General features: G+C 70.9%; 17 protein-coding genes and 1 riboswitch. Of the genes, 8 read left to right on the top strand and 9 right to left on the bottom strand.

Features of this window, described 5'->3' with window-relative positions; genetic code table 11:
- Positions 1–86 precede the first annotated feature (86 nt).
- Both ACFYST_RS14075 and ACFYST_RS14070 read right to left on the bottom strand, forming a co-directional pair.
- A complete protein-coding gene (locus ACFYST_RS14075) occupies positions 87–1,013 on the bottom strand; it encodes a diiron oxygenase (protein WP_387862030.1) in 927 nt (308 codons plus the stop codon).
- A gap of 136 nt (positions 1,014–1,149) precedes the next feature.
- Entirely contained in the window at positions 1,150–2,097 is a 948-nt protein-coding gene (locus ACFYST_RS14070) for a pseudouridine synthase (RefSeq protein ID WP_387648034.1), read from the bottom strand.
- Positions 2,098–2,232: 135 nt separating this feature from the next.
- On the opposite strand from ACFYST_RS14070, the gene ACFYST_RS14065 reads away from it, so the two are divergent.
- Together ACFYST_RS14065 and ACFYST_RS14060 are read left to right on the top strand one after the other, a co-directional pair.
- Positions 2,233–5,334, top strand: a complete 3,102-nt coding sequence (locus ACFYST_RS14065; protein ID WP_387862027.1) for a SpoIIE family protein phosphatase — start codon at positions 2,233–2,235, stop codon at positions 5,332–5,334.
- Between the two features lie 220 nt (positions 5,335–5,554).
- Positions 5,555–5,929, top strand: a complete 375-nt coding sequence (locus tag ACFYST_RS14060) for a hypothetical protein (protein ID WP_387648040.1) — start codon at positions 5,555–5,557, stop codon at positions 5,927–5,929.
- A gap of 141 nt (positions 5,930–6,070) precedes the next feature.
- Here the strand turns inward: ACFYST_RS14060 and ACFYST_RS14055 are convergent, their stop codons facing one another.
- The 3 genes from ACFYST_RS14055 to ACFYST_RS14045 form a co-directional block, all read right to left on the bottom strand.
- Positions 6,071–6,847, bottom strand: a complete 777-nt coding sequence (locus ACFYST_RS14055) for a 3-oxoacyl-ACP reductase (protein WP_387862025.1) — start codon at positions 6,845–6,847, stop codon at positions 6,071–6,073.
- A complete protein-coding gene (locus ACFYST_RS14050; RefSeq protein ID WP_387862023.1) occupies positions 6,844–8,220 on the bottom strand; it encodes an aldehyde dehydrogenase family protein in 1,377 nt (458 codons plus the stop codon). The genes ACFYST_RS14055 and ACFYST_RS14050 overlap by 4 nt, the downstream gene beginning before the upstream one ends.
- 79 nt (positions 8,221–8,299) lie before the next feature.
- On the bottom strand, positions 8,300–9,706 hold the full coding sequence (locus tag ACFYST_RS14045) for a glutamine synthetase family protein (RefSeq protein ID WP_387862021.1): 1,407 nt from the start codon (positions 9,704–9,706) through the stop codon (positions 8,300–8,302).
- A gap of 388 nt (positions 9,707–10,094) precedes the next feature.
- Here ACFYST_RS14045 and ACFYST_RS14040 point away from each other — a divergent pair, with 388 nt between their 5' ends.
- Positions 10,095–10,979: a GNAT family N-acetyltransferase gene (locus ACFYST_RS14040; protein WP_387862019.1), complete on the top strand. Its 885-nt coding sequence runs from the start codon at positions 10,095–10,097 to the stop codon at positions 10,977–10,979.
- A gap of 6 nt (positions 10,980–10,985) precedes the next feature.
- Here ACFYST_RS14040 and ACFYST_RS14035 read toward each other — a convergent pair whose 3' ends face one another.
- Complete coding sequence (locus tag ACFYST_RS14035) at positions 10,986–12,350, bottom strand: acyltransferase (RefSeq protein WP_387862016.1); 1,365 nt, start codon at positions 12,348–12,350, stop codon at positions 10,986–10,988.
- Positions 12,351–12,582: 232 nt separating this feature from the next.
- Positions 12,583–12,755, top strand: a riboswitch (M-box (ykoK) riboswitch).
- A gap of 626 nt (positions 12,756–13,381) precedes the next feature.
- On the opposite strand from ACFYST_RS14035, the gene ACFYST_RS14030 reads away from it, so the two are divergent.
- The 3 genes from ACFYST_RS14030 (at position 13,382) to ACFYST_RS14020 (ending at position 16,486) form a co-directional block, all read left to right on the top strand.
- Positions 13,382–14,638, top strand: coding sequence for a magnesium transporter MgtE N-terminal domain-containing protein (locus tag ACFYST_RS14030; protein WP_387648057.1), 1,257 nt, complete (start codon positions 13,382–13,384; stop codon positions 14,636–14,638).
- Between the two features lie 173 nt (positions 14,639–14,811).
- Positions 14,812–16,014, top strand: coding sequence for an NRAMP family divalent metal transporter (locus tag ACFYST_RS14025; RefSeq protein ID WP_387862593.1), 1,203 nt, complete (start codon positions 14,812–14,814; stop codon positions 16,012–16,014).
- A gap of 166 nt (positions 16,015–16,180) precedes the next feature.
- Positions 16,181–16,486, top strand: coding sequence for a DUF2087 domain-containing protein (locus ACFYST_RS14020; RefSeq protein ID WP_387862013.1), 306 nt, complete (start codon positions 16,181–16,183; stop codon positions 16,484–16,486).
- Here the strand turns inward: ACFYST_RS14020 and ACFYST_RS14015 are convergent.
- A complete protein-coding gene (locus tag ACFYST_RS14015; RefSeq protein WP_387862011.1) occupies positions 16,468–17,595 on the bottom strand; it encodes a serine hydrolase domain-containing protein in 1,128 nt (375 codons plus the stop codon). The genes ACFYST_RS14020 and ACFYST_RS14015 overlap by 19 nt on opposite strands.
- Positions 17,596–17,861: 266 nt before the next feature.
- On the opposite strand from ACFYST_RS14015, the gene ACFYST_RS14010 reads away from it, so the two are divergent.
- Positions 17,862–18,422: a dihydrofolate reductase family protein gene (locus ACFYST_RS14010; protein ID WP_387648065.1), complete on the top strand. Its 561-nt coding sequence runs from the start codon at positions 17,862–17,864 to the stop codon at positions 18,420–18,422.
- A 90-nt stretch (positions 18,423–18,512) separates the two neighbouring features.
- Here the strand turns inward: ACFYST_RS14010 and ACFYST_RS14005 are convergent, their stop codons facing one another.
- A complete protein-coding gene (locus ACFYST_RS14005; RefSeq protein WP_387862592.1) occupies positions 18,513–18,914 on the bottom strand; it encodes a DUF6777 domain-containing protein in 402 nt (133 codons plus the stop codon).
- A gap of 1,400 nt (positions 18,915–20,314) precedes the next feature.
- Here ACFYST_RS14005 and ACFYST_RS14000 point away from each other — a divergent pair.
- Positions 20,315–21,565, top strand: coding sequence for a streptophobe family protein (locus ACFYST_RS14000; RefSeq protein ID WP_387862008.1), 1,251 nt, complete (start codon positions 20,315–20,317; stop codon positions 21,563–21,565).
- Between the two features lie 126 nt (positions 21,566–21,691).
- Here ACFYST_RS14000 and ACFYST_RS13995 read toward each other — a convergent pair whose 3' ends face one another.
- A complete protein-coding gene (locus ACFYST_RS13995) occupies positions 21,692–23,575 on the bottom strand; it encodes a M1 family aminopeptidase (protein WP_387862005.1) in 1,884 nt (627 codons plus the stop codon).
- Between the last annotated feature and the right edge of the window lie 40 nt (positions 23,576–23,615).

Raw genomic sequence — 23,615 nt, 5'->3', positions numbered from 1 at the left:
CACTGTATCCGCGCCACTCGATCACCGGAAGCCCATCTCGCCACCAAATGATCACAACTGTGCGACCTGCTCCGCCGTCGAACCGCTCAGGCGATCACTCCGGCCGCGCGCAGCAGCCAGCGGTTGGCGCGGCCGACCAGTCCGGCCCGGTCCAGCACGCCGATCACCTTCTGCGCCATTTCGATCTTGGTGGTGCGCCAGTGCGGGTTGGCCCGGGCGACGGCCTTGCCGATCTTCGGGTCGATGCCGACGGCGGCGTAGAGCCGGGGGTGGATCAGCGCGGTGGTGGCGTAGTAGATGACCACGCCGAGGAACAGCTGTTCCCACCGCCGTCGCAGCGGCCCGAGCCGCTTGCGGACGAGTTCCTCGCGGGCGTAGGTGATGTGCCGGGACTCTTCGATGACGTGGATCCGGGAGACCTGCCGGGTGAGCGGCTGGACGGTGTCGTCGTTCATCATTTCGCGCTGGAAGGCGTCCAGGATCTCTTCGACGTACATGGTGCCGCCGAAGGTCTGGCTGTGGGTGGAGATCGCCTTGAACAGCCGGCCGAGGTTGTGGGCGACGAATCCCGCACCGTACGCGGGGACACCCATTTTGGCGATCATTCGGGCGAACATGATCGAGTGCCGGCATTCGTCCGCGATCTCGGTGAGCGCGTACTGGACGTGGTTGCTGGTGGGGTCCCGGTCGAAGGCGTGGCGCAGCAGCATCTGCATGAGGATCTCCTCGAACCAGATGCCGACGCTGGCTATCGAGGCGACCTCGTGCTTGGAGAGTTCGACGCGCTCGTCCTCGGTCAGCCGCTCCCACAGATCGGTGCCGTAGAGGGAGAGGTGGCGGGGCGGGCAGTAGTAGGCGCCGGGGACGGGGGCAGCGTCCCAGTCGACGTCGTTGAGCGGGTTGAACGAGAGCTTCGCGGAGGAGGCGAGCAGGCGTTCGGCGGTGCGTTCCCGGTCGGGGGCGGTGCGCTCGCGGTCGGGGGCGCCGGGGGTGGCGGCGGGGTGGGGCGGCATGCCGGCTCCTTCGCGGTGGGGCGGAGTCGAGGGTGGTCGGGGTGGAACGGTGCCACTGCCGCGAAGGTAGAAGTTATTAGACTGGCCGTCAATACACTGCGCACAAGGAGGCGTTCGCCGTCGGCCCGAGGGTCCGTCAGCCGTGCCAGTCGGCCGGATCGGCCCACGCCGCCAGCACCCGTCCGCTGACGAAGCGCCGCCGGGTGCCGTCCACGGGGTCGGTGAACTCCAGCGACCGTGCCAGCAGTTGGAGCGGACGCCGGTAGTCCTCGGGGTCCTGTTCGGGCAGCAGTTCAGGGTAGATCGGGTCGCCGAGGATCGGCAGGCCGAGGCCGTTCATGTGCACCCGCAGCTGGTGGGTGCGGCCGGTGCGCGGGGCGAGCCGGTAGCGTCCCAGACCGTCGCGGGTCTCCAGCAGCTCGACCCGGCTCTCCGCATTGGGCTCCCCCGGCACCTGGTAGGCGTCCAGCCGGCCGTGGTCCTTGACCAGCCGGTTGCGCACGGTGGTCGGCAGGGCCACTGCGGGGTCATGCCGGGCGATCGCCTCGTACGTCTTGACGGCCTCCCGCCGTTCGAACAGTCCCTGGTAGGCGCCCCGGCGGGCGGGGTCGGCGACGAACAGCACCACGCCCGCGGTGAGGCGGTCCAGGCGGTGTGCGGGGCTGAGCTGGGGCAGGCCGAGGTCGCGGCGCAGCCGGGCGAGCGCGGTCTCGGTGGCGTGGCTGCCGCGCGGCGTGGTGGCGAGGAAGTGCGGCTTGTCGGCGACCACGATCCGCTCGTCGCGGTACAGCACCTCGACGGGGAACGGCACCACGGGTTCGGGCGGCCCGGGTTCACGGTGGAACCACACGTGGCCGCCGGGCCGGTAGGAGGTGTCGGGGGCGATCGGCCCGTCGGTGCCGACGAATTCACCGGCGTCGAGCATCGCCACTATCCGTCCGGTCCCGGCGGCGGCGCCGTAGCGCTCCTCCAGGTAGGCGCGGACGGTCGGCCAGGGGCCTTCGAGGGGCAGCCGCACGTGGACCGCGTCAATGCCGTCGCGCTGCGGCAGCGGGCTCACGGGAGCGGGGGGCCTACGCGCCACCGGGCGCCACCTGGGGATCTGTCCGACGGGTGTCCATCCGGCCCACGATAGCGGTCGCTCACCCGTCTGGGCGCGGGCGGCCCGGCATGCGACGATGGCAGGGCGGTACCCGCCCCCGGAACGGCAGGTGGCCAGATGGACACCGACAAGCAGGGTAGTCACCGGATCCGCGCCACCTCTCCGCTGGCGGAGGGCGGTGCGCAGCTGCCCGACGGCCTGCTGGCCATTCCGGTGGCGACGGCGCTGGTCGCGTCCGACGGCCGGATCCTGCACTGGAGCCCGGACGCGGAGACGCTGCTCGGTTTTCCCGCCGCGGCGGCGGTGGGCGCCCGCGCCGCGGACCTGCTGGTGGGGGCGGACCGGCGTCCGGAGGTGCTGGAACTGTTCTCCCGGATCCTCGAGGGCCGCCCGTTCTCGGGGGTCTTCCCGGTGCGGCACCGGGACGGGCATCTGGTGCGGCTGGAGTTCCGCGCTTTCCCGATCCTCGGCCCGGACGGCACCCCGATGGTGCTGGCGGTGGCCTCCGACGTCAGCGCGGTGCGCCGGCTGGCCTCCGACCTGGCGGTGCTGGACGGTTTCTTCACCCAGTCCCCGGTCGGCATGGCGGTGTTCGACACCGAGCTGCGCTTCGTCCGCCTGAACGAGGCGCTGGCCCGGATCAACGGAGTGCCCCGGCAGAAGAGCGTGCGGCGGCGCCTGACCGAGGTGCTGCCCGCCATCGACGGCCAGCAGGTCGAGGCGATGATGATGAAGGTGCTGGCCGACGGCCGGGCGGTGCTGGACGCCCGCACCCACGGCTGGACGCCGGCCGACCCGGAGCGCGAACACGCCTGGTCGGTGGCGTGTTTCCGGCTGGACGAGCCGGACGGCACGGTGCTCGGGGTGTGCGTGACGGTCGTGGACATCACCGACCGCTTCGAGGCGGAGATCGCCGTCGACGCCGCCCAGCAGCGGCTGGCGCTGCTGAACGACGCGTCCGCACGGATCGGCACCACGCTGGACCTGGCCACCACCGCCCGGGAGCTGGCCGAGACGGCGACGCCGCGGCTGGCCGACGCCGTGGTGGTCGAGGTGCTGGAGTCCATGGTGCGCGGCGAGGCCGTGGTGCTGCCGGACCGCTCCGACCGGTCCGCGGTGCTGCGCCGGCTGGCGTTCCACACCGTCCCCGACAGCGGAATGTGGCCGATCGCCCCGGTCGGCACGGTGCGGCGTTTCCATCCGAGCACCCCGGACGCCTGGGCGCTGGCGCACAGCCGGCCGGTGCTGGTGCCGCAGACCGACGCCCCCGCGATGAAGTGGTTCACCGACGATCCGGTGCGCGGCGCCGCGATCCGGGAGCAGGGGGTGCGGTCGTTCATGGTGGTGCCGCTGATCGCCCGCGGCTCGGCGCTCGGCACCGCGACGTTCCTGCGCGCGCACACCGCGGCCCCGTACGACGAGGCGGACGTGGCGCTGGCGGCGGAGCTGTCGGGCAGGGCGGCGGTGTCGATCGACAACGCGCTGCTGTACACCCGGGAGCGGGACGCCGCCGAGCAGCGCCAGCGCGCGCTGGAGGCCGCCGAGACCGCCCAGCAGCGGCTGGCCCTGCTGAACGAGGCGTCCACCCGGATCGGCACCACGCTGGATCTACACCTGACCGCGCAAGAACTGGTGGACGTGGTGATCCCCCGCTTCGCGGACTTCGTCACCGTCGACATCCGTGAGGCGGTGATGGCGGACGAGGACCCGGAGCCGGTGCCCGAGTCGGGTTCGGTGCTGCTGCGCGCGGTCGCGGTCGGTGAGCGGGCCGACGACGGCGAGGGTGCCCGCGCCAAGCTCGTGAACGCGGCCGACGAGGTCGGTGGGGCGTCGCGTTCCGCGCACCTGTACGCGCAGGCGATGCGTACCGGCCGGTCGGTGCTGGTGCCGCACGTGGACGAGTTCGCGTTGCGGCGGATCGTCACCTACCCGGAGCGGGTCCAGCCCAGTCTGGACGCGGGCCTGCACTCGTATTTGATGGTGCCGCTGCTGGCGCGCGGGCAGGTGCTGGGCGGAGTGGAGTTCGCGCGGATGGCCAATCCGGAGGCGTTCACGGCGGCCGACCTGGCGCTCGGCGAGGAGTTGGCGGCGCGGGCGGCGGTGTGCATCGACAACGCCCGGCTGTACCGGCGCGAGCGGGACACCGCGCTCACCCTGCAGCGCAGCCTGCTGCCGCAGGACGTGCACCTCACACCGGGGTTGGAGATCGCGCACCGCTATCTGCCCTCGACGGTGGGCGACGAGATCGGCGGCGACTGGTTCGACGTGGTGCCGCTGACCGGCGGCCGGGTGGCGCTGATCGTCGGCGACGTGATGGGCCACGGCATCCGGGCGGCCGCCACCATGGGCCAACTGCGCACGGTGGCGCGCACGCTGGTGACGCTGGACCTGGATCCGGCGCGGGTGCTGCGCCGGCTGGACGATGCGACGGCGCAGCTCGGCGAGGGCCAGTTCGCGACCTGTGTGTGCGCGGTGTTCGACCCGGTGGACGAGGAGTGCATCCTCGCCTCGGCCGGGCATCTGCCGCCGGTGGTGTCCGAGCGCGACGGGCAGGCGCGGCTGGTGCAGCCGCCGCCGGGGGCGCCGTTGGGCGTGGGCGGGGTGCCGTTCGAGTCGATCCGGTTCCCGCTGCGTAAGGACGGGCTGCTGGTGCTGTACACGGACGGTCTGGTGGAGCGGCGCGGCCAGGACCTGGACGAGGGCCTGGAGTTGCTGCGCTCGACTGTTACTCACCGTCAGGGCACCTTGGAGCGGGGCTGCGATGTGGTGCTGGACGCGCTCGGCGCGACGCTGGGGCAGGACGACGTGGCGGTCATCATGGCGCACGCGGGTCCGGTCGGCGAGGACCGGCTGGCGACGCTGCCGCTGTCCGGCGACCCGGCGCTGCTGCGGCACGCCCGGGAGTTCACCCGGCGGACGCTGACGGGCTGGGGCCTGACCTCGCTGGTGGAGCCGGTGGTGCTGCTGACCGGCGAGTTGTTGACGAACGCCCTGGTTCATGCCGGTTCGCCGCTGCAACTGCGGGTGTTCCGTGGTGCGTTGCTGACGGTGGAGGTGTCGGACGCGGACAGCCGGGAGCCGCGGCTGCGGCCGTCGGGTCCGCACGAGGAGGGCGGCCGGGGCATGCAGCTGATCAACGAGTTGGCGCTCCGCTGGGGTAGCCGGGCGACCCGGGACGGCAAGGTGGTCTGGTTCGAGATGGAGCTCCCGGCCCGCTGATCCGATCGTCATACCGCTTGGTACTTCAACTGCCTTGTCCGACAAGCGAATCGACGGACCGTCAACCCGGTACGGCATCCGGCGGTACCTCACTCACCCGTCACGGCAGTGGCGTTGCCCCGGACGGGTGACGACACGGCCGGAGGCCCACGCCACGGGTCGGCCCTCCTCCAGGATCGGTCGCGATCGGTCGCGATCGGCGCCAACCATGGAGGACTTGATGCGTTCCAGCATTGCCAAGCTCACCACCGCCACCATCCTCACCGGGCTCGCCCTGTTCGGTGCCGCGGGCACCGCGTCCGCGCACGAGCACCACCCGCACGGACACCACCACCACCCGCACGGAGCGATCGCCTTCGGCGGCGACGCGCTGGCGATCGACGGCGACGCGGTGGCGGTCGAAGGCGACGCCTGGGCCGTCCGCGGCAACGCGCTGGCCATCGACGGCGACGCCGCCGCACTGGGCGGCAACGCCGCCGCGCTCGGGGGCGACGCCTTCGCCGCGGGCGGCGACGCGCTGGGCGTCGAGGGCGATGCGGCCTCCCTGGGCGGCAGCGCCGCCGCGATCGGCGGGGACGCCTTCTCCGCGGAGTGAACAGTGCCGGTGCCGCCCTGCCGGGCCGGAACGGCTCGTAGCAGAACGACTCAGGCTTGAACCAGGGTCGAACGGCTCAGCGTTGAACGGCCGGGCGGTGTCCTCGCGACCCGCCCGGCCGTCCCGTTGAGCCCGCGTCGGCTAGAGCGGGGTGACGTAGGCGCCGGAGATGCCGCCGTCCACCAGGAAGGTGTTCGCGGTCATGAAGGAGGAGTCGTCGCTGGCCAGGAAGGCGACGGCGGCGGCGATCTCCTCGGGCTCGGCGAACCGGCCGAGCGGGATGTGCACCAGGCGGCGGGCGGCCCGCTCCGGGTCCTTGGCGAACAACTCCTGCAGCAGCGGGGTGTTGACCGGCCCCGGGCACAGCGCGTTGACCCGGATCCCCTCGCGTGCGAACTCGACGCCCAGCTCGCGGCTCATCGACAGCACCCCGCCCTTGGAGGCGCTGTAGGAGATCTGCGAGGTGGCGGCGCCCATGACCGCCACGAAGGACGCGGTGTTGATGATCGAGCCCTTGCCCTGGCGCCGCATGTGCCCGATCGCGTACTTGCAGCACAGGTAGACGGAGGTCAGGTTGACGTCCTGGACGCGCTTCCACTCCTCCAGCCCGGTCACCAGGATCGAGTCGTCGTCGGGCGGCGAGATTCCGGCGTTGTTGAACGCCACGTCCAGGCTGCCGTAGTGCTCGACGGCGGTGTCGAACAGCACCCGGACCTGCTCCTCGTCGCTCACGTCGGTGCGCACGAACAGGCCGCCGACCTCGTTGGCGGCCTTGGCGCCGGTTTCCTCGTCGATGTCGGCGCACACCACCTTCGCCCCTTCGGCGGCGAACCTGCGCACGGTGGCCAGGCCGATGCCGCTGCCCGCGCCGGTGACGACGGCCACCCGGCCGTCGAGTCGCTTGGTCATGGGGTTCATTCCTCCGTCGCGATGAAGACGTTCTTGGTCTCGGTGAAGGCGTGCAGGGCGTCGGGGCCGAGCTCGCGGCCCAGGCCGGACTGTTTGAAACCGCCGAACGGCGTCCAGTACCGCACCGAGGAGTGCGAGTTGACGGACAGGTTGCCCGCCTCGACGGCGCGGGCGACGCGCAGTGCCCGGCCCACGTCGCGGGTCCAGATCGAGCCGGACAGGCCGTACTCGGTGGTGTTGGCGATCCGTACCGCGTCGCTCTCGCCGCGGAACGGCACCACCGCGACCACCGGCCCGAACACCTCCTCGGTGAACGCCCGGTGGTCGGGCGCGATGGGGGCGAGCACCGTCGGCGGATACCAGAATCCGGGCCCCTCCGGGGCGCTGCCGCGGAACGCCACCTCGATGTCGCCGTCCACGTACGAGGCGACCCGCTGCCGGTGCGCGGCCGAGATCAGCGGGCCCATCTCGGTCTTATCGTCGCCCGGGTCACCGACCCGCACCGCCCGCACAGCGGTCTCCAGCCGGGCCATGAACGCCTCGTACACGCTCGCCTCGACCAGGATCCGGGAGCGGGCGCAGCAGTCCTGCCCCGCGTTGTCGAACACCGCGTACGGGGCGGTGGCGGCGGCCTTGTCCAGGTCGGCGTCGGCGAACACGATGTTGGCGCTCTTGCCGCCGAGCTCCAGCGTCACGGGTTTGACCTGCGCGGCGCAGCCGGCCATCACGGACCTGCCGACGGCCGTGGAGCCGGTGAACACCACCTTGCGGACATCCGGGTGGGTGACGAACCGCTGCCCGACCACCGGCCCGCGGCCGGGCAGGATCTGCAGCACGCCCTCCGGCAGCCCCGCGCGCAGGGCGAGTTCGCCGAGGCGCAGCGCGGTCAGCGGGGTCGCCTCGGCGGGTTTGACGATCACCGTGTTGCCGGCGGCGAGGGCGGGCGCGAGTGCCCAGGCGGCGATCGGCATCGGGAAGTTCCACGGGACGATCACGCCGACCACGCCGAGCGGCTCGTGGAAGGTGACGTCGAGGCCGCCGGCGACCGGGATCTGCCGGCCGAACAGCCGCTCCGGCGCGCCCGCGTAGTACTCGATGACGTCGCGGGCGTTGCCGGCCTCCCACCGGGCATTGCCGATGGTGTGCCCCGCGTTGGCGACCTCCAGCGCGGCGAGGTGCTCACGGTCGGCGTCCACTTCGGCGGCGAAGCGGCGCAGCAGCCGGGCCCGGTCGCCCGGGGCGACTGCCCGCCAGCTCTCGAACGGGACCTTGGCGCGGGCGATCGCGGCGTCGGTGGCCTCGATGCCGGCCAGCTCTACGGTGGCGATCACCTCCTCGGTGGCGGGGTTGACCACCTGGTACGGATCGGGCTGGTCGATCACGGCGCTCTCCTGTGGTGTGGTGTCCGGGTGGCCGGGCCCACGCGGTGGTGTCCGGTGGTGGCGGCCACGAGTCCGCGTCCTACAGCCGCTCGAAGCCACGGCGGCGTTCCCAGTCGGTCACCGCGGCGTCGTAGGCGGCGAGTTCGACCCGGCCCGCGTGGGCGTAGTGCCCGACCATGTCCTTGCCGAACGCCACGGTGGCGGCCTCGCTGCGGTCGAACAGCTCGATCGCCTCCCGGAGCGTGGCCGGCACGCGTGGGGCGTCGGAGGCGTAGGCGTTGCCGGTGAATTCCGGCTCCAGCGGCAGTTGGTGCTCCACCCCGTGCAGTCCGGCGGCGATCAGTGCGGCCACCGCCAGGTACGGGTTGACGTCCCCGCCGGGCACCCGGTTCTCGAACCGCAGGGAGCTGCCGTGCCCGACCACCCGCAGCGCGCACGTCCGGTTGTCGCGGCCCCAGGCGATCGCGGTCGGGGCGAAGCTGCCTGCCACGTAGCGCTTGTAGGAGTTGACGGTCGGCGCGAGCAGCAGCGCGAACTCGCCGAGGCAGGCGAGCTGCCCCGCCAGGAAGTGTTCCATCGTCCGGGAGAACCCTCCCAGCTGCCCGTGCCCGCCCTCGATCCCCGTCTCCGTGTCCGTCTCCTGCGTGCCGTTCCCGGGGAACACTGGGCGGCCCTGCTGGTCCCGCAGGCTCAGGTGGATGTGGCAGGAATTGCCCTCCCGCTGGTCGTACTTGGCCATGAAGGTGAGACTGACGCCCTCCTGTGCGGCGATCTCCTTCGCTCCGGTCTTGTACACGGCGTGGTCGTCGCAGCAGCGCAGCGCGTCGGTGTAGCGGAAGGCGATCTCGTGCTGCCCGAGGTTGCACTCGCCCTTCGCCGACTCCACCACCAGCCCGGCGCCCGCCATCCCCGTACGCAGTCTGCGCAGTAGCGGCTCGATCCGTCCGGTGCCGAGGATCGAGTAGTCCACGTTGTACTGGTTGACGGGCGTCAGGTCCTGGTAGTGCTTCTCCCAGGCCCGCTCGTAGCTGTCGCGGAAGACCATGAACTCCAGCTCGGTACCCGCGAACGCCCGCCATCCGTACCCGGCGAGCCGCTCCAGCTGACGGCGCAGCACTTGGCGGGGCGACACCGCGACCGGGCTGCCGTCCTGGTGGGCGAGGTCGCACTGCACCATCGCGGTGGCCGGGTGCCACGGCACCATCCGCAGGGTCGTCAGGTCGGGCCGGAACACCAGGTCGCCATAGCCGTTCTCCCAGGAGGACACCGCGTAGCCGTCCACGGTGTTCATCTCCACGTCCACCGCCAGCAGGTAGCCGCAGCCCTCGGCGCCTCCGGCCAGCACCTCGTTCAGGAAGTACTCCGCCGCCAATCGCTTGCCCTGCAACCGCCCCTGCATGTCGGTGACGGCCAGCACCACGGTCTCCACGGCGCCTTCGGCCACCAGAGTGCGCAGGCGCTCCACCGTGAGTCGCGCGTCGGTCATCCGCCCTCCACCTTCGCCGCCCCGGGTGCGTCCCGGCAGCCCTGTCCGGCTGCCGCGACGCCGACCACCACAGCGACGATGATCCCGCCCTGGACCTGCCCGCACCAGTGGCCGCGCGCGTGTCGATCCGAACTGATTCATCGTCAGCTCATCACGTTTCCAAGCAATATGACGCAGCATCAGTCACCAACTCCTTTCACTCGGCCCTCCTTTGATCCGCCGCGACATCCCCCGTACCAACCGCCCACAGGCCACAGCTGCCACAGCCCCGCGCCCGGTTCGACAACCGGCAGCGGACCGGAAATCGCTTGCACCGGCCGGATTCACCTGCTTCGGTGCCGCATGCACGCTCATTGCTCGCCCGCCCTCCCTCTGGAGTCCACCACTCGTGACATTCCGTCTGACCGCCCTCACCGATTCCGTCCCACCGCCGCTCACCCGCCGTCTCACCTGGCTGGCGTCCGCCCCTGACGGCACCCCGCTCGGAACCGCCGTTCTGGGACTGTTCATCTCCCCCGCCCAGGCCCACCTGTGCTCCCTGACACTGAACGTCCACCCCGCCGAACGCCGGCGCGGCGTCGGCTCCGCGCTGCTGTCCGCTGCCGCCGCGGCGGCCCGCGAGGACGGCCGCCGGGCGATGCTCGTCCAGGCGGTTGAGGGATCCCCGGGCGATGCCTTCCTCACCGCACGGGGCTTCGGACGGGCGCTGGCCCTCGACTACGCCCGGCTCGACCTGACCTCACCCACCTCTGCGCCGGCCGCCACCGAGGTGCCGCTCCACCCCGGATACCGGCTGATCTCGTGGCTCGGCAGCTGCCCGGACGAGTGGCTGGCCACCTTCACCGTTTCGCGCACCGCCATGGACGACACGCCGATGGGTGACACCGATTTCGGCGTGGTCGTCTGGGACGAAGCCCGGGTCCTCGCGGCCGAGAAGGCCGTTGAGGACCGAGGTGAACTCCTGCACACCGTCGCCGTGGTCGAGGAGGCCACCGGCAGCATCGTCGGTTTCACCGAACTCGTCCTCCCCGCCGACCGCTCCGGCAACGCCCAGCACTACGGCACCGGTGTGATGCCCGCCCATCGCCGACGGGGTCTCGCCCGGGCCATGAAGGCCGAGGCCATCCGCTGGGCGCGCACCGAGCAGCCGGAGATCACCGGCCTCCTCACCGACACCGCCGACCACAACGCCGGCATGATTGCCGTGAACCAGGCCCTCGGTTACCGCACCACGCACCGCTCCATCGAGTTCCGCCTCCCGCTCGAGTCCTGACGTCGATCAACTCCCGGCCCGCGCAGCCATATCCGTCGTCTCCGCCGCTGCCCGCCGGGTGGCGGCAGCGCCGACCAGTGCCGCCCCGGCGCCGAAGGCCAGCGTTGTCGGCCAGTCCGGCGACCCACCCCAGGCAAGGCCCTGCACGGCCCAGTGCGCCAGCGCCCAGACGGTGGCGGCCAGGCCGACGGTCAGCAGGAGCGTCCGCCACGCCCCGGTGATCGCGGCCTGTGGCCGGGCCCGCCGGGCCAGGCGTATCAGCAGGCCGTCCACCGGCCGCAGGGCCAGCAGCAGTAGGCAGAACAGTGCGGCCAGCACCAGGATCCAGCCCGGCCGCCAGGCCCACCAGGCTCCCGAGCCCACCTCCGGCTCGGGGGCCAGGTCGGTCAGGTAGAACGCGGCGCCGGCACCGAGGACCGGCACCATGTGCCACAGGTAGAGCGTCATGCTGACCCGGCCGAGCGGTTCGACGAACCGCCTGCGGCGCGCCGACCGCAACGCCCGCTCCGCGCGCGGAGCCAGCAGCAGACAGAGCCCGCACTGGGCGACCAGCCACGCCAGCATGGCGAGCGAGGGCGGGTTGGTGTTGGACACCTCCTCCCCGGTGACCAGCACCAGGCTGACCGGGAACGGTCCGAACTCCACCAGCGCCGCGTAGCCTGCCGCGCCGCCCACGGCCAGAACGGCACCGAACCACGGCCGAGTTGTCACCCCGCCGTCCTTCCAGTCGAATCCGAGTTGGTACGAGACCGTCCACACCAGCAGGTAGTTCAGCAGACCGGCCCGCCCCGCCCACTCCATGTCCACCCCGAGAACCACCAGATCGACGCCGACAGCCGCGACGGCCGTCACCGCGACGGCGCTCAGACCCCACCGCCGGTGCAGCGCGTACAACCACGGTGTCAGGGCGCTGATCATCAAGTAGACCGGCAGGAACCAGAACTGCATGGCCAGCGCCCAGCCGATCATCCTCAGCAGCACCGGATCGGCTCTGAACGCTGCCGCGATCAACAGCCCGCCCAGCGCCAGGACCAGGTACGGACCGGTCGGCATCAGCAACCTCAAGGCCCGCCCGCGGATCCACCCGGCCGCAGTACCGCCCTCGGCGCGGCAGGCGCTCCAGGAACCGGCCGCCGCGTAGCCACCGGCCAGGAAGAACACCGGCATGATCTGGAAGACCAGCGTCAGCCACTGGGTCCATGGCACGACGGCCATCAACTCGGGTGCCGCCAACGATCCGTCGGGCGCCCGTTCCAGTGCGGTGATCAGCCAATGCCCGACCACCACCAGGACGATCGCCGCCGCCCGCAATAGGTCGACGTACCCGTTGCGCACCGACGTTTCCTTCACGTCGATCCCCCTCTCCCCCATGTCGGTCATCATCTCCGGTCAACATTGACGCCTGTCCCACGCGGCGCATTGCGGTTCAGCCACAACCCCCGCCCATCCGGCCACCTCCACCGCCCCCGTGCGCGCCCCGAGTTCTCCCTTCGGCCGGTCGGCCCGTGTCCGCCATTTCCCCAGGTCCGACCACGTTGGGGTCAAACCCTGGTCAAGCATGGGGTTGCGGGGGTGGCGGTGGCCCTATCCTGGTCGCACAGGACAGACACCTCGTTCGGTGAGGCGTCTTCACGGACACAGGCCACTGATCCCACCCGTCGAGAGACGCTCCGGATCAGGACAGGTCTCCCCGGCCCAAGGGGTGATCCCAAGTGGCTTCCCCTGACCTGGGGACACGCCGTGGAGTGCCAAAGCTCTGACGAGTTGGGGTGCGCCGGGCCGTCGTGGCCTGGTCGCCTGCCGCGCGGCCGCGAGTGGGACTCGCTGGTCAGAATCGGGAGGAGGCGAGATGGACTGCAGTAGTCCGGGGCACAGTCAGCCCCTTCCCGATTCGTCCTCGCCGTTTTTCTGCGGTTTGAGACAGTTCCTCCTTCACTGATTCCGTGACCCTGCTCGGTCGAGCGCCGCTGGTACCCGGCCGCGGTCCGCCGTCCTCCGGCATGCCCGGTCCGTGGCTGCGCCTGGCTGCGGTCCGGCCCGGTCGGGTCCGGCCTCGCCATGGGCTCCGCCACGGCTTCGTGCCGCCTGCTGTGGGGCGCTCGGCGGTCCGCTGCCGTCGGCCCGCTCGGTGAACCGCCCGCGACCGGGCCACCCCGGAGCCCACCGCACCCGGCCGAGCCGTTTCCGCCAGGCCGAACTGGGACCTGGTCGCGGAAGTTGACCGGCACTCATGAGGAGCTGTCTCGAATCGCCCGTCGGCCCCGCCTCGCCGGGGCAGAGGGGTGTTCGCCATGGCCACCAACACACTTTTCAATTCGACTTCTTCCAGGCTCCGCGATCGCCGGACCGGTCTGGGCCACCGCGCCACCGCCGGCCGTGCGGTGCGTTCCTCCCTTGTCTCCTTGGCCGGGCTGATCGGAGCGTCCGTCACCAATCAGGCGGGCGCGGAGGTCGGACGGCTCACCGATGTGGTCGCCCGGCTGTACGGCCCGGAGCCGTATCCACCGATGACCGGTCTGATCCTGCGGATCGGACGTCGCCGGGCCTTCCTCCCGGCGAATGCGATCGGACGTCTCACGGCCGGACAGGTCCGGTTGCGCGCCTCCCGGGTCGACCTGCGGGACTTCCAGCGCCGTCCCGGTGAGGTGCTGCTGGCCCGCGACGTGCTGGACCACCAACTCGTCGATGTGGACGGCGTCCAGGTGACCAGGGCCGCCGATCTGTACCTGGCCCCGCTGGTGGGCCGGGTGGTCCTGGTCGGGGTGGACGTCTCGCTGCCGACGCTGCTGCGCCGACTCGGCCCGCGCCGTTGGCAGGTCCGACCGACGCCGGAGCGCGTCCTGGACTGGCAGTCTGTCGCTCCGTTCGGCGAGCAGGCCACCGACGGCCCCACGGAAGTCCGGTTGCGTGCCTCACGCTCCGCCTTGCACCGGCTCCGCCCCGCCGATCTGGCCGACATCCTGGAGGACCTCGGCCGCAGCGAACGCCAGGAACTCCTGGGCTGGTTGGAGCCGGAGCAGGCCGCGGACGCTCTGGAGGAAATGGTGCCGGCCGAGCTCGAGAACCTGCTCCGCGAGGCCCAGCCGGAGCATGCCGCACGGCTGGTCGATGCGATGGAGCCCGACGAAGCCGCCGACGCGCTGCGCGATCTGGCGCCCCGTGAACGGGAGAGTCTGCTGGAGCGGATGCCCAGCGAGGAGGCCGCCGAGCTCCGAGACCTCCTCTCCCACCGCGAGGGCACCGCCGGTGGCGCCATGACGACCCGGCTGGTCACGGTCCGGCTGGAACAGACCGTTTCGGAAGTCCGGGCCGACCTTGCCGCCCAGGCAGAGCACCGCGCCGAGATCGACGCCGTGGTGGTGCTCGACGCCGCCGGACGGCTGGTAGCCGACGTGCCGCTGTTCGAGCTGGCGGTGGCCGAGGACTCCACCCGAATCTCCGAGCTGGCAGACTGGCTGGCCCAGTTCGGTGCGCCGGTGACGCTCACCCCGGACACCCGGCTCGCCCAGGCCGCCGACCAGCTGATGGCCGCTCGCAAGTCCTCCCTCCTGGTGGTCGGCGAGGACGGACGCCCTCTGGGCCGCATCCTCGCCGACGACATCCTCGACGCCCTGCTGCCCGAACGCGGGCGCCTGCACTTCCGGAGGTTCCGCCAGTGAACGCCCACCTCGACCCCATCGCTACCGATTCCACTGCGCCGCAGGCCGCTTTGGCCCCGGTCGGCGTTGCAGCGACCGAACTCGGCGTCACCGCAACCCTCTCCGGGCCGGCCGCCGCCCCTGCACCGCCACGCGGCCGCAGGCGCGGGTTGCGCCGGATCGCCGCCGTGGCGATGATCGCCGGGCCCGGACTGGTCGCCGCCAACGCGGGCAACGACGCCGCGGGCATCGCCACCTATGCCTCGGCCGGATCCCAGTTCACCTACAACACGCTGTTCTTCATGGTGCTGGTCACCGTCGCCCTGGTGATGGTCCAGGAGATGGCCGTCCGTCTCGGGGCGTACACCGGAAAGGGTCTCGGCGCCCTGATCCGCGAGCAGTTCAGTCTCCGGCTGACTGCCCTGGCGGTCGGCTGCCTGCTGCTGGCCAACACCGGCCTGGTGGTCAGTGAATTCGCCGGAATCGGCGCGGCGTTCGAACTGCTCGGCGTACCGAAGTGGGCGGTCGTTCCGCCGGCCGCCGTGCTGCTGTGGGCGCTGGTGCTGTTCGGCTCGTACCGGTGGGCCGAGCGAATCTTCCTGGTGATGTCGCTGGCGTTCTTCGCCTACCCGATCGCCATGATCCTCGGCCACCCGCACTGGGGCGACGTCGGCAAGCACCTGGTGATTCCGCACCTCGAGCCGTCCAGCGACTTCATTCTCCTCGCGGTGGCCCTGATCGGAACAACCGTCAGCCCGTACATGCAGTTCTACGCCGCGGCCGGGGTGGTGGACCGCGGGGCGAAGCCGGAGGACTACAAGCTGATCAGGGCGGACGCCGTACTCGGAGCGGTGTTCGCATGCGTCATCAGCCTGACCATCATTGTGGCCACCGCGTCTGCGATCGGCGGGACCGGTCCCTTGCAGTCCGCGGCCGAGGCGGCCCGGGCTCTGGAGCCGGTGGCCGGACCGGGCGCGGAACTGCTGTTCGCTTTCGGACTGTTGGGTGCCTCCGCCCTGGCCGGCGCCGTGGTCCCGCTGTCCGCCGGCTACGCGATCGGCGAGGCCGTCGGGGTGGAGCGCTCGGTCTCCAGGCGGTTCCGCGACGCACCGTTGTTCCTCGGTGTGTTCACTGCACAGCTCGCCCTGGGTGCGATCGTGGCGTTGACGCCCGTGGACGTCATTCAGTTGTTGATCGGTACTCAGGTGCTCCAGGGGCTGATCAGCCCGATCGTGCTGGTGTACCTGCTGGTACTCACCAACCGCCGTTCGCTGCTCGGCGATGCCGCGAACGGCCGCCGGTACCGGATCGCCGCGACCACGGTAGTGGTCGGGGTGGCCCTGATGTCCACCATCCTGCTGGTGCAGACCGTCCTCAGCTGGTTCGGCCTGACCTGAGCTGATGCCCCGTCGCCGCCGCAGCAGCAATACCAGCACAACAGCCCACCGTACGTTCGTCATACGCATGCATGTTCTCCTCTGCCGGTGACGCCGGCCCTCGGGCCGGCGTCCCGCGTCGAAATCCGGTTGTCCGCCCAGCAGCAGCCCTGCAAGGCTTCATGTCATGTCCGCCAACGCAACGCCGACTGCCCTTGCCGCTTTCTTCAGCGAGGGCCGTCTGACGTCGATCCCTCGCAAGCCGGCCCGTCGCACCGCCCTGCTCTCCCACCTCGCACAGTCCCTGTTCGAGCCCGACCGCTCGTACAGCGAGCGCGAGGTCAATGACGTGCTACTCACCGTCCATTCCGACACCTCCATGCTTCGTCGCTATCTGATCGAGGCCCAACTGCTGACCCGCACCCGGGACGGATCCAGCTACCGCCGCTCCGACGCCGCCGCCTCGCCGGATACTCAGCCGCCCGCCGCGTAGCGCCAGAACTCCCGCATCAGCGGTGGCGGGGTGGGGCCAGTCATCTCCTGCTGGGTGAGCAAAATTGTCACCAGCCCGGTCGTCGGAACGAGGTGGGCCGCCGTCCCGGTGCCGCCCACCCAGCCGTACCGGCCTCGTGCGTTCCACGGCTCGCGACGTGTCACGTCCACCGATCCGCCGAAGCCCCATCCCTGACCCTCCAGGAACAGCTCGCTGTCCGCACGCTGTTGTTCCGTCAGGTAGTTGGTGGTCATCTGCCAGACCGCGCGCTCGGACATGACGTGCCGTCCGTCTTCGGCCCGGCCGCCGGACAGCAACATCCGCTGGAACGTGAGTACGTCGTCCAGGCTCGACACCAGACCACCGGCCCCCGAGGGAAATGCCGGGAGAATGCTCCACTGCCCGCCCGGCGGGTCCACCACGGTCGGTGCCCCGTCCGGGTTCGGCCGGTACAGCGGGCTGAGTCGGTCGGCCTCGCCAGATGGTGCGGAGAAGCCGGTGTCGGCCATCCCCAGCGGCCCGAACAACCGCTCTGCCAGCGCCTCGCCGAGCGACTGCCCGCTTGCGCGGGACACCAATACGCCCTGGATGTCCGAGCAGATGTTGTACAGCCATGCCTCCCCCGGCTGATGGAGCATCGGGATGCGGGCCAGCGCCGCCAGCCACTCGTCCGGTGGCATCACCTTCTGTGGCTGGGGTGGCCCCTGCAGCAGTTCGCCGACCAATGGCGCCAGGGCCGGCAGCGAGAAATCCGCCGGAAATCCGTACCCCGCCCGGGATTCGAGAAGGTCCCGCACCGTGATCGGCCGGTCGGCAGCCACGGTGTCCGTGACCGGCGACTGCGGTGTTCGCACCACCCGGCGATCGGCGAGCTCCGGCAGCCAGTGCTCCACCGGATCGTCCAGGCCGAAGGCGCCGTCGTCGACCAGTTGCAGTACTGCGGCGGCCATCATCGGCTTCCCGATCGACGCGATCCGCACCAGGGACTCCCTGGTCAGATCGCCTGCCGTCGCGACTTCCACCGCCCCTCCTCGGGCCACCAGTGCCACCGCACCCGGCACCGTGCCGTCCGCGACCCGGCTGTCCAGCATGCTCTGCAGTTCACGCATGTTGATCCCCTTTCAACTGAGGTGCCACCTTCGCACCTTCTGTTCCGTGTTGTCTGGAGTGTGCCCGGCCGCCGCGACGCCTTCTCAAGCCGATCGGATATCCCTTCCCTGTCGATCAGTTGATGGACCATCAACCGATCAGTTGACCCCGGTGTCCACCGAAGGGAGATTTCGCGATCGTGGGCTCCGATGGCCGTTATGACGGCCAATCGCCCGGGTACGTTGCCGAACACCACATTGATTGCCATATGTATCAGGAGGCACTGATGTCCCAGCTTGTCCTGATGATGTCGGTGTCACTCGACGGCTACTTCGAGGGCCCCGAAGGCGATCTCGGCTGGCAGTTGATCGACGACCAGTTGCACAAGCACTTCAACCGACGGCTGGCAGCGATGAGCGGCTTCCTCGATGGCCGTGTCACCTACCAGCTGATGGCGGGCTACTGGCCGACCGCCGACCAGGACCCGGCCGCCACCCCGCCCATGGTGGAGTTCTCCCGCATCTGGCGCGACATGCCGAAGACCGTCTTTTCCCGCACCCTCACCCACGCCGACTGGAACACCACGATCGCCCGAGCCGTCGACCCGCAGGCGATTGCCTCTCTCAAGGCCGCCTCCGCGTCCGACCTCGCGGTCGGCGGCGCCGTCCTCGCCACCGAATTCCGACGGCTCGACCTGATCGACGAGTACAGCCTGTATGTCCACCCTGTGGTGCTCGGCCGTGGCCGACCACTGTTTCCACCGTCCGACACGCGAACCGACCTGGTCCTCGCCGAGACACACACCTTCGAAAGCGGTGTCACCATGCTCCGATACCTGCGCCACTGACACCTGGCGCTGCTCCACGGCATACCCGGACCCGCCGCCGTCCCACCTGCCGGAGCGCCACCGATCGATCCCAGCTGTACCCGTATTCGCCTATCCCGATGTCCCGGCACCGGCGTATGGCGAAGTAGGTTCAGAACCCGGCCCAGCCCCTGAAGAATTGTTCCCCGATGATCCCGAAGCTCCTGACGGCATCCCCGACTGCCCGCCAGGGGACGAAGGACCGAACGGCGACGCACTGCCGGGCTGGCTTGTGTACGGTCCTGAGCCGGATTCGCCGGGCGTGGCCGAACTGTCCGAATTGCCAGTCCCGCCGACCGGCCAGTCGAACTGGCTGCCCCTGGCCTGGTTAACCAACACCATCTGCGTCACCGGTGCCGCCGCTGGCTGGACCGTCACCACATCGTTCGCCTGAAAGGAGGCCCAAGCCATGCTGGTATAAGTATCACCCGTGCCGTTCGGCGGGAGCAGCGGATTGCCGCACTCGCACCGCACCCGGGGCACACCCTGGTTGTCAACCAGAACGGCGGCTTCGGCACGTCACAGCTGGCGACCTCCCGCGTACCTCCGCACAGACCGGGTTCGTCACCTTTCACGGTGCCGCGGGTGACGGCCGGGGTGGCCGTCCCTGCCCCACCGGTCGGGTACCCGCTTGAGCCGCCGGCACCAGTCCCAGCGGCGTAGGCAACGGAGTCGGTGAACGGCTCCTGGCCGACCGCCCCGGCGGGCTGGAGGGCCACGTTCTGGGCGGACCCGCCACCGGAGGAGTCGCCGCTGAGCACCACGCCCAGCGCAACACCGAGACCGACGACGAGCACCGCGGCGGCCAGCGCCGGCCCCTACCGCCACCACGACCGCCTTCCACCCCCCATCACCGTCCCCACCGTCCCCGACCAGCACTCGCCCACCACCACTCGGCGGTGGCGTCCCGTCGCCCGAGGCCATCAACCGGCCGCACCCCGTCCGACTGGCCCGCGCCACCTGCCGACAACGGACCGGACGGCGGCCCGGCCTCAGCCCCGGAGCCGCCACCGGTACCAGAACCTGACCTCAACCCGCCCGGTCCGTTACTCGACGGCCAGTCGCTCTCCGCACGCAGCCCGGCCCCCTGCGCATCCACCCGCCCAGGCGCCGACCCACCGTTCGCCCCTGAAGGAGGCTCGACTGTCCCGCCCACCGACTCGGTCGGAGGCTCCCCACCCGACGCGCCATCACTCCGCGGGCCCCGCCCGGACCGTGCGGATCCCGCAGAGCCCTCAGCGCCCCACTGATCCGACGCCGTCGCCCACCGACGCCCCTTCGCCACCAGCTACCAGCTACCGCTGCAGGAGGCCCCGATGTTCCGTCCACCAGCTCCGTCGGCGGGCCTGCGCCCGAGGCACCGTCACCCACGACGTCCGGCGCACCCGGTACGCGCCCGATGCGTCCTTCCGAGGTCGCTGCGCATCCCCGACCAGGCGCCGGGCCTCCAACTGCCTCGGTCGGGGCCCCGGACGTGTCTGCCACCCCTTCCGTCGGCGGGTCGGTCGACTCGCCCACCACCTCGGTGGGGCGGTGAGGCGGCGGCGGTGCGTTGTTGTTCTCGTTGTCCGGTTCTTCGGGTTGCCGAGGTGTCGGCTGATCAGCCACGGAACTGCCTCTCAGTCGGACTCCCCCGAGGACACGCTGCGCATCCACCATTGTCCGCCAGCATCGGCGAACTCGCTGCCTCGCGCCCGGGTCGAGCCGTAACTCGCCCTGCCTTGCGGGGTGTCCGAAGCTGGAAAGGTCGGCCGGTCCCGGTCGGCTGCCCGCGGGGGGCTCAGTTCGAAGGGCCGGTGAGACGCGTGCCCCCTGTTCCTGCTCCCCCGCAGCCGGGCCTCGGGCCCCGCTCGGCGCTGCCCGACTGGGTCGCCGTGCTGGTCTCCGCCATGGTGGCCGCCGTGGGCTCGCTGGTGGCGATGGCGGCCGTGGCCGCACTCGGGCTGTGGCTGGCGCGCGCCGACGAACTGCCGGGTGACGGTTTCGGTGCGGTGCTGGCTGCAACGGTACTGATGTCGATGGGGGCGCCGGTCCAGCTCGAGGGCAGCGCCGCCTTCGTGGCGACCGCGCAGGGCGGGATCACCGCCATCCCGCTGTCGGTCACGCTGGCGGGGGCGCTCGCTGCGGCGTTCCTGTTTCTGCGCCCGCTGCGCCGACACTCGGTGGTGGGCGGACGGGCTCTGCTCGCGCGAGTTCTCGCACTGGCAGGATGCTGGACGGTCGTGGTGCTGCTGCTCTCCTGGGCGGCGCGGCACAGTTTCACAGTGTCAACGGGCAATCCACTGATCGACCAGCTCGGCGGCGCGCTGGGCGCGGCCCCGGTCGTGGGGTTCCGGGCCGACCCCGGCCCGGCGGTCGGTTTCGGGTTGCTGTGGCTGGCGGTGGTCGTCCTGCTGGCGCTGGCCGCCTCTCGCCGCACGCCGTTGCCGACCCGCTGGGTGCGCTGGCACGGCACGCTGCGTCCGACGGTGCACGCGGTGCTGTCGTTGCTGCTGCTGTGCGTCGGGCTGGGCCTCATCAGCGGGCTGGTCGCGACGGCAACGGGCAGCGAGCCACGGGAGACGCTCGCGGTGCTGTGCCTGGGCCTTCCGAACCTGACCTGGATGGCGCTGGGCATCGGAATGGGCGGGTCCTGGCACGGGCATGTGGACGACAGCCTGGGCCTGCCGTTCCCACAACCGCTGGCGGCGGTGCTGCACTCCGGAAAGAACGTGACGCTGGACCTCGGGTCGCTGGCGGAGCAGAACGGCTGGGCGTGGCTCCTGCTGCCGCTGGCATCAGTGCTGATCCTGGCGACCGGCGTGGCGGTGGCGGCCCGTTCGCGTCCGGCACTCCCGGCGTGGCGGTCGGCCGTACAACTCGCTGTGGTGCTGGCCCTGGCACTGCTCACGATCGGCCTGCTGACCCGGGTGTCGGCCGTGTACGGGCTGTCGCTGCTTGGTCTGGGAGGAACGGGCTCGACGGTGCTGGACCCAAATCTGCTCACGCTGGTCCCGCTGGCCGCAGGCTGGGGCGCCCTTGCGGGCTTCGTCGGCGGAATCCTCGCGCCACGCCTTGCCGGGCGGAGTCGCGGCACGCAGGCCCACAGTCACCCGGCGTCACCCGAAGAAGGGGCACCGCACTGACCGAGAACCGATGCAGAAACAGAAGGAGAAGCGATGAGACAGGCACGGACCACTTCGACGGGGCGGGCCGTCCCGGCCCGCCCCGGCGGAGGTCCGGGACGGGCGGGCGGGGCCGATGGCGGGTGCTCAGCCTTCGATGCGGTGCTGGGTCCAGAACGAGGTCAGGTCCACGGTCGTCGCGGCCTGCGCGGCGGCCTTGAACTCGGCTGTGGTGGAAATCCCGTACCAGTGCGCTGCCGCGTAGTCGTGCAGCAGCTTGGTCATCGCGGTGTCACCGATGGTGCGGCGCAGGTCGTGCAGGGCGCACTTGCCGTAGTTGTAGATGACCGTCGAGTAGCGGGAGGAGTTGGCGTCCCAGTAGGCCATCGAGTTGGTGATCTTCTCGGCGGAGGATGCCCAGGAGACGCTGCTCCAACAGTTGGTGCCGGTACCGCCGAGGGCGAGGTCGGTGGCGTAGTCGGTGAAGGCCTCGTCCAGCCAGGGGCTGTTGTACTCGTCGTCGCCGACGATGCCGTACCACCACTGGTGGCCGATCTCGTGGGTGAGGGCGGTGGTGGAGACCAGGTCGAGCACGAAGCCGGGGTATTCCATGCCGCCGAACCAGAAGTTGTTGTCGATCACCGCGTCGAGTTCGCCGTAGGGGTAGGCACCGAAGCGCGCGGCGTGGGAGTCGACGGCGGACTTGGCGGTGGTCAGCATGGACTGCGCGCTGGACGAGCTGATGCTGCTGACGGAGTACACGTTGACGGCGACTCCGCCCGGCGAGGTGCCGGATATCTTGCTGAACGGCCCGGCCGCCCAGGCGAATTCGCGGACGCTCTTGGCGGTGGCGGTGGTGACGGTCCGTCCGCTGCTGCCGGGGGTGTCCACCGAGGTGCCGGTCGCGGGGACGAGCAGGCTGCTCGGGTGGTCGAGGGTGACCGTGTAATCGGATGCCAGCGTGTAGAAGGACTCGCCGTTGTTGGTGTACGGGTCGAGGTGCCAGCCGGCCGCGTCGCGGACGGCGAGCACGGGCAGGGCGTTGCCGATGAAGTTGAACGCGCCGTCGCGTCCGAACCGGTCCGCGCCGGAGGGGACGGCGATGGACAGGTCGAAGCCGACGCTGCCGCTCGCGCCCTGGGCGAGCGGTGCGGGCAGGGTGACCTTGAGTGCGGTGCAGCCGACGGTGAGCGGCGCGGTGGTGCCGCCGGTCAGGTTGCTGACGGTGATCGGCGTCGTGGGGCAGCTGCCGTGGTAGTTGTCCCACAGCCGCAGGTACACCTCGGTCAGCGGGGTTGCCGAGGGGTTGGTGAAGCCGATGCTCTGGTGGCCGGACCAGTTGGCGCCGCTGGTGTCACTCGTCAGGTTGACGGTGTATCCGGTGGGTGCGGGGGTGCGGGTGCCATCGGTGGTCGGCGGCGGGGTGGTGCCGCCCGCGGAGACGTCGAGCGCCACGTCGTCCAGCACGAAGCTGGTCTGCTGTCCGGAGTCCTCGACGCCGCTGAACGAGACGCTGACGGTCTGTCCGGCGTAGGCGGATACGTCGAAGGTCTTCTTCACGTAGCCGGCCGCCGCGTCCAGGTTGGAGTAGGTGGCGAGGGTGGTGGTGCCGATCTTGGCGGTGAGTTTGTCGTATGCCGTGGTCGTGGTGGTCTCGGCCGTGTCCACGTGCAGCCAGAAGCTGAGGCTGGCGCTGGTGCAGCCTGCGGGAAGGGTGACGGTCTGCGCCAGCGTCTCGGTGTGGGCCGAGCCGTAGCCGTTCAGCCAGGCGAAGGACGTTCCGCCATGGGCGCTCTGGCCTCCCCCGCTGGTGATCACGCCGCTGGACGAGGTCCACGGCGAGGTGCCGGACTCGAATCCGCCGTTCGCCACCACCTGGGTCGCTGTGCAACTCGCGGCCGCGGTGCCACTGTTGCCCTGGACGGCCTGGGCGGTGGGGGCGGCCAGGGCCGCGGTGCCGGCGGCCACCAGCACGGTGGTGCTCAGCAGCGCAGCGGCGCGGGTGGCGAGGACGCGGAGTCTGTCGCTCATCGGTGCTCCTCTCGGTTGCCAGGGTCTGTGGGGGCCCTGA

This window comes from Kitasatospora sp. NPDC004614, assembly GCF_042873675.1.
Lineage (GTDB): Bacteria > Actinomycetota > Actinomycetes > Streptomycetales > Streptomycetaceae > Kitasatospora.
This window is presented reverse-complemented; position numbering and strand designations above follow the sequence as displayed.

Excerpts from the sequence above, each read along its gene's own strand:
- ACFYST_RS14075 (WP_387862030.1), bottom strand. The coding sequence starts at position 1,013 with ATGCCGCCCCACCCCGCCGCCACCCCCGGCGCCCCCGACCGCGAGCGC.
- ACFYST_RS14065 (WP_387862027.1), top strand. The coding sequence starts at position 2,233 with ATGGACACCGACAAGCAGGGTAGTCACCGGATCCGCGCCACCTCTCCG.
- ACFYST_RS14060 (WP_387648040.1), top strand. The coding sequence starts at position 5,555 with ATGCGTTCCAGCATTGCCAAGCTCACCACCGCCACCATCCTCACCGGG.
- ACFYST_RS14055 (WP_387862025.1), bottom strand. The coding sequence starts at position 6,847 with ATGAACCCCATGACCAAGCGACTCGACGGCCGGGTGGCCGTCGTCACC.
- ACFYST_RS14045 (WP_387862021.1), bottom strand. The coding sequence starts at position 9,706 with ATGACCGACGCGCGACTCACGGTGGAGCGCCTGCGCACTCTGGTGGCC.
- ACFYST_RS14035 (WP_387862016.1), bottom strand. The coding sequence starts at position 12,350 with ATGGGGGAGAGGGGGATCGACGTGAAGGAAACGTCGGTGCGCAACGGG.
- ACFYST_RS14025 (WP_387862593.1), top strand. The coding sequence starts at position 14,812 with ATGATCGCCGGGCCCGGACTGGTCGCCGCCAACGCGGGCAACGACGCC.
- ACFYST_RS14020 (WP_387862013.1), top strand. The coding sequence starts at position 16,181 with ATGTCCGCCAACGCAACGCCGACTGCCCTTGCCGCTTTCTTCAGCGAG.
- ACFYST_RS14015 (WP_387862011.1), bottom strand. The coding sequence starts at position 17,595 with ATGCGTGAACTGCAGAGCATGCTGGACAGCCGGGTCGCGGACGGCACG.
- ACFYST_RS14010 (WP_387648065.1), top strand. The coding sequence starts at position 17,862 with ATGTCCCAGCTTGTCCTGATGATGTCGGTGTCACTCGACGGCTACTTC.
- ACFYST_RS13995 (WP_387862005.1), bottom strand. The coding sequence starts at position 23,575 with ATGAGCGACAGACTCCGCGTCCTCGCCACCCGCGCCGCTGCGCTGCTG.